The organism is Pelagibacterium limicola, from assembly GCF_015694405.1.
In the GTDB taxonomy this organism is placed as follows: domain Bacteria; phylum Pseudomonadota; class Alphaproteobacteria; order Rhizobiales; family Devosiaceae; genus Pelagibacterium; species Pelagibacterium limicola.
Window position 1 is genome coordinate 93,760 of sequence record NZ_JADQDB010000006.1, and the last position, 15,695, is coordinate 109,454.

Annotated in this window: 18 protein-coding genes; 4 read left to right on the forward strand and 14 right to left on the reverse strand. The window is 62.9% G+C overall.

The genetic code is table 11. The features are described from left to right. Positions 1–55 precede the first annotated feature (55 nt). The gene (locus tag I2G20_RS13240) at positions 56–1,048 is read left to right on the forward strand and encodes an LLM class flavin-dependent oxidoreductase (protein WP_196260429.1); all 993 of its coding nucleotides are present in this window, start codon (positions 56–58) and stop codon (positions 1,046–1,048) included. A gap of 62 nt (positions 1,049–1,110) precedes the next feature. Then, entirely contained in the window at positions 1,111–1,566 is a 456-nt protein-coding gene (locus I2G20_RS13245; RefSeq protein ID WP_196260204.1) for a hypothetical protein, read from the forward strand. Here I2G20_RS13245 and leuB read toward each other — a convergent pair. From leuB to leuD, 4 genes are all read right to left on the reverse strand, one after another. Then, the gene (leuB, locus tag I2G20_RS13250; RefSeq protein WP_196260205.1) at positions 1,563–2,660 is read right to left on the reverse strand and encodes a 3-isopropylmalate dehydrogenase; all 1,098 of its coding nucleotides are present in this window, start codon (positions 2,658–2,660) and stop codon (positions 1,563–1,565) included. The genes I2G20_RS13245 and leuB overlap by 4 nt on opposite strands. A gap of 117 nt (positions 2,661–2,777) precedes the next feature. Then, complete coding sequence (locus I2G20_RS13255; protein ID WP_196260206.1) at positions 2,778–3,206, reverse strand: GNAT family N-acetyltransferase; 429 nt, start codon at positions 3,204–3,206, stop codon at positions 2,778–2,780. Then, the gene (locus I2G20_RS13260; RefSeq protein WP_196260207.1) at positions 3,203–3,592 is read right to left on the reverse strand and encodes a RidA family protein; all 390 of its coding nucleotides are present in this window, start codon (positions 3,590–3,592) and stop codon (positions 3,203–3,205) included. The genes I2G20_RS13255 and I2G20_RS13260 overlap by 4 nt, the downstream gene beginning before the upstream one ends. Before the next feature lie 6 nt (positions 3,593–3,598). Next, complete coding sequence (gene leuD / locus I2G20_RS13265; RefSeq protein WP_196260208.1) at positions 3,599–4,204, reverse strand: 3-isopropylmalate dehydratase small subunit; 606 nt, start codon at positions 4,202–4,204, stop codon at positions 3,599–3,601. Positions 4,205–4,368: 164 nt separating this feature from the next. Between leuD and deoD the strand changes: the two genes are divergently transcribed. Continuing rightward, positions 4,369–5,085 carry a purine-nucleoside phosphorylase gene (deoD, locus tag I2G20_RS13270; RefSeq protein ID WP_196260209.1) on the forward strand — a complete coding sequence of 239 codons (717 nt, stop codon included), beginning with the start codon at positions 4,369–4,371 and terminating at the stop codon, positions 5,083–5,085. On the opposite strand, the gene I2G20_RS13275 is transcribed toward deoD, so the two are convergent. From I2G20_RS13275 to htpX, 6 genes are all read right to left on the reverse strand, one after another. Continuing rightward, positions 5,082–5,399 carry a DUF190 domain-containing protein gene (locus tag I2G20_RS13275; protein WP_196260210.1) on the reverse strand — a complete coding sequence of 106 codons (318 nt, stop codon included), beginning with the start codon at positions 5,397–5,399 and terminating at the stop codon, positions 5,082–5,084. The two genes, deoD and I2G20_RS13275, sit on opposite strands and share 4 nt — an antisense overlap. Continuing rightward, positions 5,396–6,361 carry a sodium-dependent bicarbonate transport family permease gene (locus I2G20_RS13280; protein WP_196260211.1) on the reverse strand — a complete coding sequence of 322 codons (966 nt, stop codon included), beginning with the start codon at positions 6,359–6,361 and terminating at the stop codon, positions 5,396–5,398. Before I2G20_RS13280 ends, I2G20_RS13275 begins: the two co-directional genes overlap by 4 nt. A gap of 57 nt (positions 6,362–6,418) precedes the next feature. Continuing rightward, complete coding sequence (purH, locus tag I2G20_RS13285; protein ID WP_196260212.1) at positions 6,419–8,011, reverse strand: bifunctional phosphoribosylaminoimidazolecarboxamide formyltransferase/IMP cyclohydrolase; 1,593 nt, start codon at positions 8,009–8,011, stop codon at positions 6,419–6,421. Positions 8,012–8,096: 85 nt separating this feature from the next. Further along, entirely contained in the window at positions 8,097–9,740 is a 1,644-nt protein-coding gene (locus I2G20_RS13290) for a heparinase II/III domain-containing protein (RefSeq protein ID WP_196260213.1), read from the reverse strand. A 202-nt stretch (positions 9,741–9,942) separates the two neighbouring features. After that, complete coding sequence (locus I2G20_RS13295) at positions 9,943–11,247, reverse strand: RsmB/NOP family class I SAM-dependent RNA methyltransferase (RefSeq protein ID WP_196260214.1); 1,305 nt, start codon at positions 11,245–11,247, stop codon at positions 9,943–9,945. 14 nt (positions 11,248–11,261) lie between these two features. Next, entirely contained in the window at positions 11,262–12,233 is a 972-nt protein-coding gene (gene htpX / locus I2G20_RS13300; protein ID WP_196260430.1) for a zinc metalloprotease HtpX, read from the reverse strand. Positions 12,234–12,350: 117 nt separating this feature from the next. Here htpX and I2G20_RS13305 point away from each other — a divergent pair, with 117 nt between their 5' ends. Beyond that, a complete protein-coding gene (locus tag I2G20_RS13305) occupies positions 12,351–12,539 on the forward strand; it encodes a DUF1674 domain-containing protein (protein WP_196260215.1) in 189 nt (62 codons plus the stop codon). A gap of 154 nt (positions 12,540–12,693) precedes the next feature. Here I2G20_RS13305 and I2G20_RS13310 read toward each other — a convergent pair whose 3' ends face one another. From I2G20_RS13310 to tsaD, 4 genes are all read right to left on the reverse strand, one after another. Continuing rightward, complete coding sequence (locus tag I2G20_RS13310; RefSeq protein WP_196260216.1) at positions 12,694–13,107, reverse strand: DUF1761 domain-containing protein; 414 nt, start codon at positions 13,105–13,107, stop codon at positions 12,694–12,696. Positions 13,108–13,172: 65 nt separating this feature from the next. Next, positions 13,173–13,589: an EVE domain-containing protein gene (locus tag I2G20_RS13315; protein WP_196260217.1), complete on the reverse strand. Its 417-nt coding sequence runs from the start codon at positions 13,587–13,589 to the stop codon at positions 13,173–13,175. Between the two features lie 9 nt (positions 13,590–13,598). Then, positions 13,599–14,591, reverse strand: coding sequence for an NAD(P)H-dependent glycerol-3-phosphate dehydrogenase (locus tag I2G20_RS13320; protein ID WP_196260218.1), 993 nt, complete (start codon positions 14,589–14,591; stop codon positions 13,599–13,601). Next, complete coding sequence (gene tsaD, locus I2G20_RS13325; RefSeq protein ID WP_196260219.1) at positions 14,588–15,643, reverse strand: tRNA (adenosine(37)-N6)-threonylcarbamoyltransferase complex transferase subunit TsaD; 1,056 nt, start codon at positions 15,641–15,643, stop codon at positions 14,588–14,590. Before tsaD ends, I2G20_RS13320 begins: the two co-directional genes overlap by 4 nt. Between the last annotated feature and the right edge of the window lie 52 nt (positions 15,644–15,695).

Below are 15,695 nucleotides of genomic sequence, written 5' to 3' on the forward strand. Positions count from 1 at the left end.
AAACCTCTGGCGAGCGCGCTTGACCCCAGGCGCGCTCACGCCCATGTCTTGGGCCATGACAACGCCCCTCTCCATCCTCGACCTTGCCCCGATCGCGCAAGGGTTTTCCGCCGCCCAGGCCCTCGCCAGAACGCTCGACCTCGCCCGGCTCGGCGACGAAATGGGGTTTACCCGTCTCTGGTATGCCGAACATCATGGCATGGCGTCCATCGCCTCATCCGCCCCCGATATCCTGATCGGCAGTGCCGCGGCCCACACACATCGCATCCGGATCGGGTCCGGCGGGGTCATGCTGCCCAATCACGTCCCCTTGCGCGTCGTCGAGACCTTTCGGACGCTTGCCGGACTCTATCCCGGACGTATCGATCTCGGGATAGGCCGCGCCGGCGGTTCGGACGGACTGACGCTGCAGGCTCTCCGCTCCTTCGGCGGAGAAAGCTTTCCGGAAAACTTCGCCGAACTCATCGCTTTCGAGCAAGGGAGCTTCCCGTCCGATCATCCCTTTGCTCGCGTCAAGGTCGTACCCGGCGAAATCGCCTTGCCCCCGATCTATCTGCTGGGTTCCTCGGGCGCTTCCGCGCAGATGGCGGGCCAATACGGCACGGGCTACGGCTTTGCCGCACACTTCTCCGCCACCCCGCCACGACCGGCCTTCGAGGCCTATCGCCGCAGCTTCCGCCCCTCGGACAGCTTTGAAAAACCACACGCCATTCTTTGCCTCTCGGTCATTTGCGCTCCAACCGACGAGGAGGCGAAATATCTCTCAAAGTCGATGGAACTGACCTGGCTGCGCCTGCGCCAGAACAAGCCGCAAAAGATAGCCTCCCCCGAGGAGGCCGACGCCTACTCCTGGACCGAGAGCGAGCGCGCCTTCATCGAAAGCCAGTCGGATCTTTGGATCACCGGCAGCCCGCAAACGGTCAAGGCGGCGATGGAAGAAAAAATCGCGGCAACCGGTGCCGACGAAGTGATGATCGCCACGACCATCCACGACTATGAAAAACGCCTCGAAAGCTATCGCCTGCTCGGCGAGACCTGGGGTCTCTGACCCCTCGCAACGGCCAAGGGTTCGCGCTATGCTATGTGGGGCACAAACGGCGGAGGCCATGAATGCACATCGCATCCCTTGGAGGAGCGCTGGGGCTCGTACTACTGGCTTGGCCTCTCACCGCGCAGGAGCACCCACACATCGTTGACCGTGCCTTTGTGGTGACGGTGACCGACGCAGCTGGCAATGCCGAGAGCAAATACACAACCCGTGTGCCCCTCCTGCCGCGCCAGGCGTGTTTTTCCTGGCATATCCGCTTCGAAGGCGCCCCTTCCGAGTTGAAAATCACTGAGATCCTGCAGCTGCCTGCACCGGCTCAGATCTGGGAGACCGCCGGTTCGCAGATTTCTGCGGACCGGACCGCCGCCAAGACCACGCGCACAATCACCGTCGAAGAGGGCTGGATCGGAGCCTACTGGTGTCTGGCGGAAGGCGATCCCGCCGGACCACACACCATTGCCGTCTCATCGGGCGCTTGGCTTGACGAAACCTTTTCCTTTGAGGTCGTCGAGCGCTAGCCGAGCTTGGCGATGATCGCATCGCCCATCTCGGCCGTACCGACGCGCTTGCAGCCATCCTGCATGATATCCCCCGTCCGCAACCCGTCCTCGAGCACATCCGAGATCGCCTTTTCCACGCGTCCGGCCAAGTCGATCATGCCGAACGAATAGCGCAGCGCCATGGCGAACGAGGCGATCATCGCGATGGGGTTGGCCACGCCCTGCCCTGCGATATCGGGCGCCGAGCCGTGTACCGGCTCGTAAAGCGCCTTGCGCTTGCCGGTCTGAGCATCGGGCGCGCCGAGCGAAGCCGACGGCAACATGCCGAGCGATCCGGTCAGCATCGCAGCGGCATCCGACAGGATATCTCCGAAGAGATTGTCGGTGACCATCACGTCGAACTGCTTCGGATTGCGCACCAGCTGCATCGCAGCGTTGTCGGCGAGAATGTGATACAGTTCGATCTCGGGGTAGTCCCCGGCCGCCTGCCGGACCACTTCGTCCCACAGGACCCCCGACTTCATGACGTTCTTCTTGTCGGCCGAATGCACCTTCTTGCCGCGAGTCATCGCCAAATCGAACGCAACGCGCGCAATTCGATCGATCTCGTAGCTCTCATAGACCTGCGTATCGACGGCCCGCTTCTGGCCGTTGCCAAGCTCGGTGATTTCCTTGGGCTCGCCGAAATAGACCCCGCCGGTCAATTCGCGGACGATCAGGATATCGAGCCCCTCGACCAGTTCCTTTTTGAGCGATGACGCCTCGGCCAGCGCGGAATAGCAGATGGCCGGCCTGAGATTGGCAAAGAGCCCCAGATCCTTACGCAACCGCAAGAGCCCGGCCTCGGGCCGCACCTCATAGGGCACACTGTCCCATTTCGCCCCGCCGACAGCCCCGAAGATCACCGCATCGGCACCAAGCGCCTTTTCCATGTCCTCTTCGGAAATCGCCACCCCATGCGCATCGTAGGCGCTGCCCCCGACGAGCCCGTTCTCGGTGGTAAAGTCGGTCCAGCCCTTGGCATTGGTATGCGCAATCAGCTTTTCGACCTCGGCCATGATTTCTGTGCCGATACCATCGCCGGGAAGAAGAAAGAGGGAGTGGGTGGCCATGCTTGGTCCTCGCCGTACTGGTGGGTACACCTGAATTTGTGCCGACATAGCCGGTTTTTGGATCCCCGCGCAAGGCGGCTTCAACAACTCCGTCCGAGGCAATGTCTTTGGGAAGCTCTAAGTCAGCCGCTTCTGGAAGAATATGCGGCGCGAGCCTGCGGGATGGTCTTCGATTGTGCCGAACTCGGTAAATCCCAGGGCGCGATAAAAATCGGGTGCTTGGAAAGCAAAGGTATCGAGCCACATGCCCCCCAAGCCCTCCGCCCGTGCCCAGATCTCGGCCTGTTCTATCAGGAGCTTGCCAAAGCCTTGGCCGCGCAGATCCTCGGAAATGGCGATGAACTGGATAAACATCCAGTCGTAAAGCACATAGCCGGTGAGGCCGCCGACAATTACGCCGGCCTCATTCTTGAGCAGAAATCCATAGTCGCGGTAGTTGCCGCCCGGGCGCTGCGCCTCAGCGGCTGCGCCCAGGATGGCGGTGACGGCCTCGATGTCGGCCGAACCGGGCTCGTCAACGAATTCAAGGCGTGGTGCGTGGGTCACGATGTGGCAGCGCCTATCCGCGCGGTGACCTCGATTTCGAGTTTCATTTCCGGCGTCGTCAGCCCGCAAACGATCATCGTTGCAGCGGGCCGGATGTCACCGAACACATAGCCAGCCACCCCGACCAGCGCGTCGTAATCTTCCATGTCGACAAGATAATAAACAACCCGCACCACGTCCCTAAGCGAGGCACCCGCTTCCACAAGAGCCTTTTCAATCGTCGCGAATGCATTGCGCGCCTGCGCCGCGGCCTCCTGGGGCATGGTCATGGTCGCGTAATCATAGCCCGTCGTACCCGAGACATAGACCATGTCGCGATCAACGACCGCCCGCGAATACCCGATCCGTGCTTCGAACGGCGAGCCCGATGAAATCCGCCTGACCATCGCAGGCTAAACCCAGGGGCGGTTTTCTGCCATCTTGCCCTCGAACCCGGCAATCGCCGTGGCCTTCTTGAGCGTCATGGCGATATCGTCGAGCCCTTCGAGCAGTACCTGCTTGCGCGCCGGATCGATATCGAAATGGATCGTCCCCCCGTCAGGTCCCGAAATCGTCTGGGTTTCGAGATCGACTGTCAGCGTGGCGTTCGAGCCGCGCGAAGCATCATCGAGAAGAAGTTCGAGTTGCTCTGGCGTCACGACGACCGGCAGGATGCCATTCTTGAAGCAGTTGTTGTAGAAAATGTCGGCAAAACTCGTCGAAATGACGCAGCGGATACCGTAGTCGAGCAGTGCCCATGGCGCATGTTCGCGCGAGGATCCGCAGCCGAAATTGTCCCCGGCGATAACGATCTGCGCCTTGCGGTAGGCGGGCTGATTAAGGATGAAATCCTCTTTCTCGCTGCCGTCCTCATTGTAGCGCATCTCGGCAAAAAGCGCCGTACCGAGCCCGGTGCGCTTGATGGTCTTCAAATACTGCTTGGGAATGATCATGTCGGTATCGACATTGATGATCGGCAGTGGTGCTGCCACACCGGTCAAACTCGTGAACTTGTCCATTCTTCCAAACGCTCCCCGAAAAAATGCGCGGGCTATATCCTGTTGGCCAGACCTCTAATCCATGCGCGCGCGCTTGCCAAGCGCAAGTGCGGAACCGCCCTCTTGCGTCTGGCAAAGCGGCGGCCCTATGGTGCGCGTGGACAAATTTTGACCAAGAGATAAAAATGACGCCGCATAACCACGCACAGCCCGGGGATTACGCCGAGGCAATCCTTCTTCCCGGCGACCCCCTGCGCGCCAAATGGATCGCCGAGACCTTTTTCGAGGACGCCAGGGAAGTCAATTCGGTCCGCAACTGCCTCGGTTTCACCGGTACCTATAAAGGCAAGCCGGTCTCGGTGCAGGCCACCGGCATGGGCCAGCCGTCCACCGCAATCTATGTCCACGAGCTCATCAATATCTATGGCGTCAAGACGCTCGTCCGCGTGGGCACCTGCGGGGGGCTTAACGCCAAGGTCAAGGTTCGGGACGTCGTGATCGGCGCTTCGGCCTCGACCGACTCGACCATCGTCAAGGACGGTTTCGGCGCCTACAATTTCGCGCCGGCGGCGGATTATTCCCTGCTGCGCGCCGCCGATGATGCGGCGCACGCCAAGGGCAAGACGGTCCATGTGGGCGGCATCCTCTCTTCCGACATCTTCTATCACCCCTCAGGGCTCGAAACCTATTCGAGGCTCATTGCCCACGGTGTGCTCGGGGTGGAGATGGAAGCGGCAACGCTCTATACGCTCGCCGCGCGCTTCGGCGCCAGGGCGCTCGCCATTTGCACGATGACCGACTGCCTCATCACCGGCGAGGAGATCGATGCTGCCGCGCGGCAATCCTCGCTCACTGACATGATCGAGATCGCGCTCGAGGTCGCAATCGGTTCGAACGGCTAGAACCGCTCGGACCGGATCACCTCGACGGGGCTCCGCCAGACGATAAGCCGGTAGCTGTCGAGAAGCGGGGTCAGCGCCTCGACCAGCCGGTCGGCGGCGTCGGCGGTGGTTACCGTGAGAAAGACGAGCTTGGTGTCCGCCGCGCCGGTTACCCGGTCCTCGCGCCACGCCCCGCCGCTGCCTTCTCCGCCCAGCGCACGCAGTAGCGTATGGCCCGTCACCCCGGCCTCTTTTGCCGCGGCCACCACCAGCCGCACGAGCGGCGCATCGACCAGAACCTCGATCTTCACCCTTTGCGTTGTCGTGATGCTCATAGGCCCGAGAGTCCTTGTGCGAGGGCTGAATAAAGCGGAATGCCGAAAAGGATATTGAAGGGGAAGGTAACTGCAAGCGACATCGCAAGATAGAGCCCCGGATCGGCCTGCGGCAGGGCAAGCCGCATCGCGGCAGGCACCGCGATATAGGACGCGCTGGCCGCAAGGATCGTCAACGCCGCGACCGAACCGGGATCGAGCCCGATCAGCGTGCCCAGCACGGCGCCGATCGCCCCATTGATCAGGGGGATAAGGATGGCCAGTCCGGCCAGCCGGAAGGTCAGCGAACGGGCTTCCCGCAGGCGTCTTACGGCGATCAGCCCCAGATCGAGCAGGAACAGGCAAAGCATGCCCCGGAATCCGGCGTCAAAAACCGGCGCGATCTGCGTAAAGCCGTCTTTGCCGATCAGGACACCGATGACGAAACTGCCCATCAGCAGCACGACCGAACCGTTGAGTAGCGTTTCGCGCAGCAATTCCCCGCGCCCGTGAACGGCGGCGTCCGTCCGTCCTCGCGCCAGAACCAGCCCCATGATGATGGCCGGGGTCTCCATAAGCGCGAGCACGGCGACCATATAGCCCGCCGGCGGCATGCCACCCGTCGTCAGCACCTCGACGCCGGTGACGAAAGTCACCACCGAAACCGAACCGTAATGCGCCGCCACCGCGCCGCCATTGGTCCGATCGAGCCGGCCGAGCCGCGTCAAAAGGAAATAGGCCGGCAGGGGCAGCAATAAGCTTAAGCCCACCCCGGCCAGCGCGGCCAGCACCATTTCGACCGAAAAGCCCGCTGCCGAAACCTCGACCCCGCCCTTGAGCCCGATGGCAGCCATGAGATAGAGGGATATGCCCTTTCCCACCGCCTCAGGAATGGTGAGATCGGAACGCGCGACCGCAGCCAGCGCGCCCAGGATAAAGAACAAGATGACGGGCGAAAACAGAACGCCCATAGAACCGGCCATCGCCACACCCGCTTGTTTTACCAAAGGCTTACGGTAAAGCCCGGCAAAAAGGCAAGATCAGTGCCTGAAATGCCGCGTGCCGGTAAACACCATTGCCAGTCCCGCCGCATCCGCCGCCGCGATCACTTCGTCGTCGCGCATGGAGCCGCCTGGCTGGATCACCGCCGTCGCCCCGGCCGCGATCAGCGCTTCCAGCCCGTCGGCAAACGGAAAGAACGCGTCGGACGCAACGACCGAGCCGTTGGTCAACGCACCCTCGATCCCCGCCGCCTCGGCAGCATCGACCGATTTGCGGTGCGCGATGCGCGCCGAATCCACCCGGCTCATCTGCCCCGCGCCGATCCCCACCGTCGCGCCGTCCTTGACGTAAATGATGGCGTTGGACTTGACGTGCTTGGCGACCTTTGCCGCCACCAGCAGATCGGCCATTTCCTTGTCGGTCGGCGCCCTTTTGGTCACGACCTTGAGATCGTAATCGTCGGCATTGACGTTGTCGCGCGTTTGGACGAGCAGCCCCCCCGCGACCGAGCGCACCGTCATCCCCGACGCCTTTGGGTCGGGGAGCCCGCCGGTCACGAGAAGCCGAAGGTTTTTCTTTGCCTCGACGATCGCGATGGCTTCTTCCGAGGCGCCCGGCGCGATGATCACCTCGGTGAACAGCTTGACGATCTCGGTCGCCGCTTCCGCATCGAGAGGACGGTTGAGCGCCACGATCCCGCCAAAGGCTGAAACCGGATCGCACAACAATGCCGATTTATAGGCCTCTGCAAGCGTTGCCGCGAGCCCCACCCCGCACGGATTGGCGTGCTTGATGATCGCCACCGCCGCCGACTTTTCGGGGTCGAACTCGGCCACCAGTTCGAACGCCGCGTCGGTATCGTTGATGTTGTTGAACGAGAGCGTTTTGCCCTGCACCTGTCGCGCTGTCGCGACCCCGGGGCGCTCCGACCCATCGGTATAGAATGCCGCCCATTGGTGCGGATTTTCGCCGTAGCGCATCGTTTCGCGTATCGCCCCGGCAAAGCTGCGATGCCCCAGATCGGGCACATCAAGCGTTTTCGAGAACCAGTTCGAGATCGCCGCATCGTAAGCCGCGGTCCGTGCGTAAGCCTTGCCCGCCAGCCGCTTGCGATCTTGGAGCGGCACCTCGCCAGTGGCCGCAATCGCCTCGAGCACCATCCCATAGTCGGCGGGATCGACGAGCACGGTGACGTCTCCATGATTCTTGGCCGCCGCGCGGATCATTGCCGGCCCGCCGATATCGATGTTCTCGATCGTGGTTTCGTAATCGGCGCCGGCCTTCACCGTCGCTTCGAACGGATAAAGATTAACCGCGAGCAGGTCTATGCCCCCGATCTCGTGGGCCTCCATCGCCGCCCGGTGCTCGGAATTCTCCCGGACGGCCAGCAGCCCCCCATGCACCTTTGGATGGAGCGTCTTCACCCGTCCGTCCATGATCTCTGGAAACCCGGTCACCTCGGAAATGTCGATCACCGCCACCCCGGCCTCGGCAAGCGCCTTGCGGGTTCCGCCGGTCGAGATGATCTCGACCCCCAGCGCGGCAAGTTTCTGTGCGAAATCGACAATCCCCGACTTGTCCGAAACCGACAAAAGCGCGCGCTTGACCTTCAGAGAACCCGATTGCGGCATGGGCGATAATCCTTCGTGGCGAGGGGAGGAGGGTAATGGCCGCGCCCTATCACGGATCGGGTGGGGAGAAAACGGTAAAATAGGCCTACTGGCGGGTGAAAACCCAGGCCACCTCGTGCCCTGCCCGCACCCGGCCCGATAGGACGATCTGGTTGGTGCGCAAAAGCCCGAAATGCGCCGAATGGCGCACACTGTCCTCGATGTCGGCGTCCGCGCCCTCCCAGAGGAACGACCACGCCTCGCCGTTCTTGTGGACGATGCGGATGAGGTCTTCCGAGCCGGCGCGTTCGAGTGCAGCCCCCGGTGCGAGGTGAAACCGCAGGCTGAACCCGCCCTCGCGCCCCGGTTGACGACCTGCGGCGATGAAGCGGTCCTGACCGACGAGCGTGTGTCCTGCCCCCATAAGGGTCAGGCGCCGCGCGACATCGATCCCGAAACGCCCGCGATAGGCTGAAGAGAGCATTTCCAGCGCGTTTTCGTCCTCGATCAGCCGCACCGAAGGCGCGGGGCCAATGGGACGCAATCGGTCGGCGAGAAATCCGCGCCCCCCGACCTCCGCGCTCGATATATCATCGATGGTCGGCGCCGAATGCGCCGAGGAATGGCGGAATAGATTACGGCTCTCGGGCAACTGGCTCGGTGCCGGCCCGCAGCTCCCCGCCACCAGCGTCGTTCCCGAGGAGAACTCGAAACTCAGGGCGCCCGCATGCGCATGGCCCGCAAAGCCAAGGGGTGGCACAAGCCCGCTGTCGGCCACGAGCTTGCCGGCACCGTCGACGAGGATCCCATATCCCCCGCCTAGACCCGAACCCTGGGCCCGAGCGCCTGATTGCGCCCCGATCGACAGAATCAGATCGACCGGCACCTGCCCGCAGCCGTTCATATAGGCCGGTTCGCGTGTCCCGAGGACCAGCCTGTCGAGCATCCGGTGCATCGCCTCGGTCCGCGACGCGATCATTGCGGCAAGCCCGGCATGACGCTGCTTTAGAAGCTGGATCACGGGAATGAGTTCGCTCAGCAGCCGGATCTGGACCAGCGGCGATCGGGAAAGATGCATTCCATCGGCATCGAATTGCCGGCCGGCCAGGGCCTCGAGTTCGCGGACCAGCGTTCCAAGCGACTTTGGTTCCTCGGCCGCCGACAACGCCGCCCCGGTCAGTGCGATGGCCGCCATCAGCTGCGCTTCCGGGTCGGGATCGTATTGTGCCCGCAGCTTGAGCGATTGCACCTGGCTGTCGATGGCCGAATTGATGCGCCTTATCTCGTCAGGCCCTGCTTCTTCGGTCAGCAGCGCGTAGGATTTGAGCCAGTTGAGTACGCGGCGCGCCGTGATGAACACCCCCCAGCTATCGCGGTCGAAACGCCGGTTGCGCGCGATCCAGTCGAGCACCAGCGTGCGCGCGAACCGCCGCTGGCCGGTGTCGGTGAGGTCACGGAAATGCCTCAGCCACCCGAAAGCATTGAGATCGGCAAACCAGGCGTCCGAGCCGATGTCGATGGCAAAGGGCGAAATTCCCGCCGTATCGACCATTTCGCCGGCGAGCAGGTATTTGCCTTCCATCATTTCGAGAACGGACTGGCTGTCGGTGGGCCGGAACTCAGCAAGCCGCGCGACATAGCCCCCGCCGGAAGAATCCGCCCAGGTCCACGAAAATATCGGATTTGTGACAAACCTGTCCGCAAGGGACAAGGCAGTCCGCTGCAGAACGAAACGCAATACTTCCAGCACGCCGCTGCCTCAACACCACTCGCAATTTTCACAATAGCATCAACTGCGCGTTGACCACAAACGCCGAGTGCCGGGCGTTCGCGCGGCTTGAGGTATTCCAATGTCTGGGCTTATGCAGGGCCGCCGCTCGGGGCCAGGGTTCATCGTTCCGGAAATCATGGACCCTGGCTGTCCTCAGGGGGCATGAACGGCAGCCAATAACCTATGACCGCCGAACAAATCGCGCCGCGAAGAACCCATCGAGCGTTCCGCCCGCTTCGCCGGGAACAGTGAGCGCTGGATGGGTGCGCAGGGCACCGGCAGCGTTCAGCGCCTCAGTCCAGCTTTCGATCTCTTCAGCCCGGACCGGATCGAAAATAAGCCCCTCAACCGAATCCCGGACCCAGTCGAGTTGGGCTTCGCCTTCTTCAGCCTCGAGCGAGCAGACCGCATAGACCAACCGCCCGCCCGGCTTTAAAAGCCCTGCCGCCTTTTCGATGAGCGCGCGCTGCAGCGCGACCCGGCCCGCGACATCCTTTTTACTCCGCGAAAAGACCACCTCGGGGTGCCGCCGCAACGTACCGGTCGCCGAACACGGCGCATCGAGCAGCACGGCATCGAATTTTTTCCCCGGCTCGTATTTCAACGCGTCCGCAACAACGATCTCGGCATCAAGACCCAACCGGAGAAGATTCTCCTCGACCCGTTTCATGCGCTCGAGCGAGATATCGAGTGCTGTAACCGCGGCGCCCGCCGCCGCAAGTTGCGCCGTCTTGCCCCCCGGCGCCGCACAAAGGTCGAGCACGGATTCGCCGGCTTTTGCCGCCACGAACCGCGCGGGCAAGGCCGCCGCTACGTCCTGCACCCACCATTTGCCCTCTGCAAACCCCGGCAGATCGGCAACCGCCGCCTCGCGGGTCTCGAGCCTGTACGAACCCCCGAGCACCGGGATTGCGCCCAATTGCCCGGCGAGTTCCGCGTCGGGCGCTTTGAATGAAAGATCGAGCGGCGCACCATTCAAAAGCGCTTGCGCGAAAAGCGAAACAGCCGCCTCGCCGTAGAGCGTAGTCCAGCTTTCCTTGAGCCGATCGGGGAACAATAAGACCGGATCGAGCTCCCGCCAGCGTTCCGCCTCGCGCTGCACGGCCCGCAAGGCTCCGTTGACCAGTTTGTCGAACCGTCCTGCACGCCGGTCACGCCGCACGGCTTCAACCGAAAGATGGAGCGCGGAGTGATCCGCAATATCGTTCGAATAAAGCAATTGGGCGATACCCAACCGCAGGACCGCCTCAAGGAGCCCCGACCGCGGCGGGATACCTTTTGCCAGCACCCCATGGATGACGATGGAAATATGCCCGTGCCGCCTGAGCGCCAGCGTCGCCAACCGGTTGGCCAGCGCGCGATCGCGGCTGTCGCTGAATTTATCCGCTGCAAGCGGCACGAACGATTTGCCCGCCAGCACATCCCGCAAAGCCCAGGCGGCCTCGAGGCGGGGCCTGAGACCGGGTATGGAATCGATATCGCGCAAGCGGACGTCCGTTCTTATCCCCAGGGCCCTGAAGGACCTTCATCGCGCGGCCTTGTTCCCGGCGTGCGCCAGCTCTGCCCGGGCCGCGACGCGACGGGCCGCGTGTTGCTAGCACGGGAACGGGCGAATTGACCACCGCCGCCGCCACCCATACGGGCGATTTCGGTGAGTGCCGCGACGCGGTTCTCCACGTTGGGGTGGGTAGCAAAGAGGTTATCCATCCGCGCGCCAGAGAGGGGGTTGGAGATGTACATATGCGCCATGGCCGGGGCGCGCTCGGCGGCCATGTTGACCGTCCGACGACCGGTCGCCGAGATCTTTTGCAGCGCGCTGGCCAGGGCCATCGGATCCCCGCAGATCGCCGCGCCGTCTCGGTCGGCCTCGTATTCGCGTGTCCGGCTCACCGCCATCTGGACGAGCATCGCCGCGATCGGCGCCAGAATCACCATTGCGATGGTGCCGATCGCTCCCACGGGCGAATCATTGTTGCGCCCGCCAAAGAACAGCCCGAACTGGGCCAGCATCGAGATCGCGCCGGCCAGCGTCGCCGTTACTGTCATGGTCAGCGTGTCGCGATTCTTGATATGCGCCAACTCGTGCGCCACCACCGCCGCAACCTCTCGGCTGTCGAGATGGCGCAACAGCCCCCGCGTTACCGCAACCGCGCTGTTCTGCGGATTTCGCCCCGTAGCAAAGGCATTGGGCTGCTCGGTATCGATGACATAGAGCCTGGGCATGGGCAGCCCGGCATTATCGGCCAGGCGCTGGGTCATTGCGTAAAGTTCAGGGGCGGACTGGGGACTGATCTCCCGCGCGCCCTGCATCGAGAGCACCATCCTGTCCGAGTTCCAGTATGCAAAGACGTTCATGCCCGCCGCGACGACGAGCGCGATTATCATCCCGCCCTGCCCGCCGATGAGAAAACCCACGCCCATAAAGAGTGCGGTCATCCCGGCAAGAAGAACGGTGGTCCGCAATGTATTCATCATCGTTGTTGCTCGGCTTTCATTAAAACCCTCTTTGGCCTATAGGATGGTGTCCGGAAAGGGGCCGGACAAGTCCTGCCTTTCCTAAACTCTTTGTCATGAATTGGGTTGCCCGCCATGACCGCGCCGAACCACAAACGCCCCGACCCCGAAATCGCCCGGCGTGCGCTCGCCGAAGCTCAGGCGCGCAAGGCCGAAATCGACGAAAAGACGAAGAACGCGCCAAAGGAAATCGATGGCCGCGGCGGCCTCGACCCGGCACGCTATGGCGATTGGGAAGTCAAGGGAATTGCTCCGGATTTCTGAGGCCCGGAGCGGGCACAACTTAATCCTCGCGGGGGCAAGATGGGCGACAATCGCAGGTTGCCCTCGCCGCACCGGGACCACAAGACCCGAGATTGCGAATTTTAACTGAACGAATTGAACGAATTTCGTCCAATTCGTTCAATAAAGTATCCAGCTAGCCCAGAAGACCGAAGACCACGCCCTGGACGATCATGACGCCCAGGAGATAACCGCCATCGATTATCGCCAGCGACCATTTCTGACCCTGATAACGGTGATTGAGGATCATGGAGGTGACCATGAACCCGGCCCACAGATGGATACCGACGATCACGGTATTGGCGATGGTTACATCGCCCATGATCTGCGGCGTCAGGAGCGCGAGGAAATAGGCCATGACGAGCTCCATCGCCGCCCCCCAGATAAAGGGCGTCGCCTGTCCACCCGATCCGGCCATGATTTCTTCGGCACTCTTGCCCGTCGCGGCCAGCCATTGCTTGGAAAGCCCGGTGTACCACGCTGCGCCGAGCGCCATCGATGCGATCATCGCCAGCAGCACGGCCAGCCAGTTGACGTCGAGATAGTTCATTTTCCCCTCCCCACAGGGTCAGCCAATAGACACCCCAATCTGCACCCGAAACGGTGGCAAGTCCATCAGGGCGCGACGCCGCCCAGCCCGCAGATGATCTTCCATTCCTTTTCGCTGACCGGCTGCACAGAAAGCCGTGAATTGTTGACCAGCACCATCTTGCCCAGCTCCGGATGCGCCTTGATTTCATCGAGCGTCACAGGCCGGCCGAAGGGTCTGACCGCCTCGATATCGACGCACTCCCAGCGCGGATCGTCCGTTGTCGAATCCGGATGCGCCAGCGCCGCGACCTTGACGATTCCCACCACGGCCTTTTCCTTGACCGAATGGTAGAAGAAGCCCAATTCCCCGAGCTTCATCTCGCGCATGTTGTTGCGCGCCTGGTAATTGCGCACCCCGCTCCATTCTTCCGGAGCGCCCTTTTTCACTTGATCGTCCCAGCCCCAGGTTTCCGGCTCGGATTTGAACAGCCAATAAGCCATGACTACCCCCTATTGTTCGCGCTTGAGCGGACGCATCATCAGCATCGGCACCAGCGTATCGATTTTTGCATGTCCCGAAAGCAGAAGATTGACCGCTTCGATGAGCGGCGCATCGACGCCCTTTTCGCGCGCCAGCGCCAGCGCCACCGGTGCGGTAAAGACGCCCTCGGCCAACCCCAGCCCCCTCTCGCGGATAGTTTCGACCGTCCCGCCTTCGCCCAGGGCCACCCCGAACGCGTAATTGCGCGAGGATGGCGAGGTGCAACTCAGGGCCAGATCGCCGATTCCCGAAAGCCCGGCCAGCGTCACCTCGCTCCCCCCATGCGCCACGATCACCCGCCCCATCTCGGTAAAAGCGCGGGCAAGGAATGCCGAACGCGCCGAAAGCCCCAGCCCCGCACCCTCGATGGCCCCAGCCCCGAGCGCATAGACGTTCTTGAGCCCCCCGCACATCTCGACCCCCGTCAAGTCCCCCGAGGCATAGGGCCTGAAGGAGGGGCCCGCGAGCAGCGCCGCAACCGCCTCGGCGCGTTCGACCGCTCGCCCGGCCAGTGTCACTGCCGTCGGCTTGCCCAAGGCGACGTCATGGGCAAAGGACGGACCGGACAGGACGAAGGGTTCTGCGTCCGGCGCGCATTGGGCAAGGATTTCGCTCTGGCGCCTGTTGGATCCCTTCTCGAACCCCTTGGCACAAAGCACCACCGGCTTGCCCGCCAGGCGCTTCGGCCCGATGGCGGCGACGGTTTCCCGCGTTGCCTGAGCCGGCACAACCATCAGGACAAGATCCGCCTCTTCAAGCCCTGCCACCCCGATCTGGGCCTCAAGCGCCGGATCGAGAACGATATCTCCGAGATAGGAGGGCAGGCGATGCGTCTCGTTGATCGCATCGACCGCCGGTGCGTTCCGCCCGACAAGACGAACCTCATGGCCCGCCGCCCGGGCAGCCTGCCCGAGCGCCGCCCCCCAGGCGCCCGCACCGATAACGAAAACCTTCCCCATCATGCGGTTCTCATGAGTGGCGTTTCCTCGAGCGGCCAGCGCGGGCGCGCGGCAACGTCGAACCCGTCAAACGCCCCGAGCGCGTACCGCTCCGCCCCCGCCCAGGCCACCATCGCCCCATTGTCGGTGCAAAGCACCGGCGGCGGGACGATCAGTTCGGCCCCCGCCGCGTCGGTTACCGCTTGCAGGGCGGCACCAATCGCCCTGTTGGCCGCCACCCCGCCCGCAACCACGAAACGCAATTGCGTGTTGGGATTTTCCGTCGCGAACCGCGACAATGCTGCGGCGCTGCGCGCCGACACGATATCGGTCACCGCCCCCTGAAAGCTCGCGCAGAGATCGGCGATATCCTTGTCCGACACCGGCGCCACCGATTCGGCGGCCAGCCGCAGCGCTGTCTTCAAGCCCGAAAAGGAAAAATCGAGCCGCTTTTCTTTCAGAAGCGGTCGCGGCAGGTCGAACCGGCGCGAATCGCCCTTCTGCGCCCATTTTTCGACCTCCGGACCACCCGGATAACCCAGCCCCAAAAGCTTTGCCGCCTTGTCGAAAGCCTCGCCCAAGGCATCGTCGATGGTCGTACCCCAAACCGTGTAGCGCCCCACCCCTTCGACCAGAACGAACTGGCTGTGCCCACCCGAGACGAGCAGCATCAGATAGGGAAATCCGACGCCGTGCGTCAGCCGTACCGTCAGCGCATGCGCTTCAAGGTGATTGACGGCAATCAGCGGCTTGGCCCGCGCCGCGGCAATCGCCTTGGCCGTCGTCAGGCCAACAAGGACACCCCCGATTAGCCCCGGCCCCGCCGTCGCGGCGATGGCGGAAAGATCGTCGAGCTTCGTCCCGGCCCCGTCCAGCGCCGCCTTGATGATGCGGTCGAGATGGACCACATGCGCGCGCGCCGCCAGTTCGGGCACCACCCCGCCGAAATCAGCGTGCTCGGAAAGCTGCGAGCGCACGATATTGGAGAGTATTTCGCCCCGTCCGTCCTCATGACGGCGGACGACGGCAGCCGCCGTTTCGTCGCAACTGGTTTCAATGCCGAGGATGAGCGTCATTGCGGCGATCTGGTCTCTGGCCTTCGGTTATGGTCTGATGGCACAAGGGAAC

What these genes read in the sequence shown, in the direction of transcription:
- I2G20_RS13305 (WP_196260215.1), top strand. Translation starts at nt 12,351, where the DNA reads ATGACCGCGCCGAACCACAAACGCCCCGACCCCGAAATCGCCCGGCGT.
- I2G20_RS13240 (WP_196260429.1), top strand. Translation starts at nt 56, where the DNA reads ATGACAACGCCCCTCTCCATCCTCGACCTTGCCCCGATCGCGCAAGGG.
- I2G20_RS13260 (WP_196260207.1), bottom strand. Translation starts at nt 3,592, where the DNA reads ATGGTCAGGCGGATTTCATCGGGCTCGCCGTTCGAAGCACGGATCGGG.
- I2G20_RS13275 (WP_196260210.1), bottom strand. Translation starts at nt 5,399, where the DNA reads ATGAGCATCACGACAACGCAAAGGGTGAAGATCGAGGTTCTGGTCGAT.
- I2G20_RS13280 (WP_196260211.1), bottom strand. Translation starts at nt 6,361, where the DNA reads ATGGCCGGTTCTATGGGCGTTCTGTTTTCGCCCGTCATCTTGTTCTTT.
- tsaD (WP_196260219.1), bottom strand. Translation starts at nt 15,643, where the DNA reads ATGACGCTCATCCTCGGCATTGAAACCAGTTGCGACGAAACGGCGGCT.
- purH (WP_196260212.1), bottom strand. Translation starts at nt 8,011, where the DNA reads ATGCCGCAATCGGGTTCTCTGAAGGTCAAGCGCGCGCTTTTGTCGGTT.
- leuB (WP_196260205.1), bottom strand. Translation starts at nt 2,660, where the DNA reads ATGGCCACCCACTCCCTCTTTCTTCTTCCCGGCGATGGTATCGGCACA.
- I2G20_RS13245 (WP_196260204.1), top strand. Translation starts at nt 1,111, where the DNA reads ATGCACATCGCATCCCTTGGAGGAGCGCTGGGGCTCGTACTACTGGCT.
- htpX (WP_196260430.1), bottom strand. Translation starts at nt 12,233, where the DNA reads ATGAATACATTGCGGACCACCGTTCTTCTTGCCGGGATGACCGCACTC.
- leuD (WP_196260208.1), bottom strand. Translation starts at nt 4,204, where the DNA reads ATGGACAAGTTCACGAGTTTGACCGGTGTGGCAGCACCACTGCCGATC.
- I2G20_RS13315 (WP_196260217.1), bottom strand. Translation starts at nt 13,589, where the DNA reads ATGGCTTATTGGCTGTTCAAATCCGAGCCGGAAACCTGGGGCTGGGAC.
- deoD (WP_196260209.1), top strand. Translation starts at nt 4,369, where the DNA reads ATGACGCCGCATAACCACGCACAGCCCGGGGATTACGCCGAGGCAATC.
- I2G20_RS13310 (WP_196260216.1), bottom strand. Translation starts at nt 13,107, where the DNA reads ATGAACTATCTCGACGTCAACTGGCTGGCCGTGCTGCTGGCGATGATC.
- I2G20_RS13320 (WP_196260218.1), bottom strand. Translation starts at nt 14,591, where the DNA reads ATGATGGGGAAGGTTTTCGTTATCGGTGCGGGCGCCTGGGGGGCGGCG.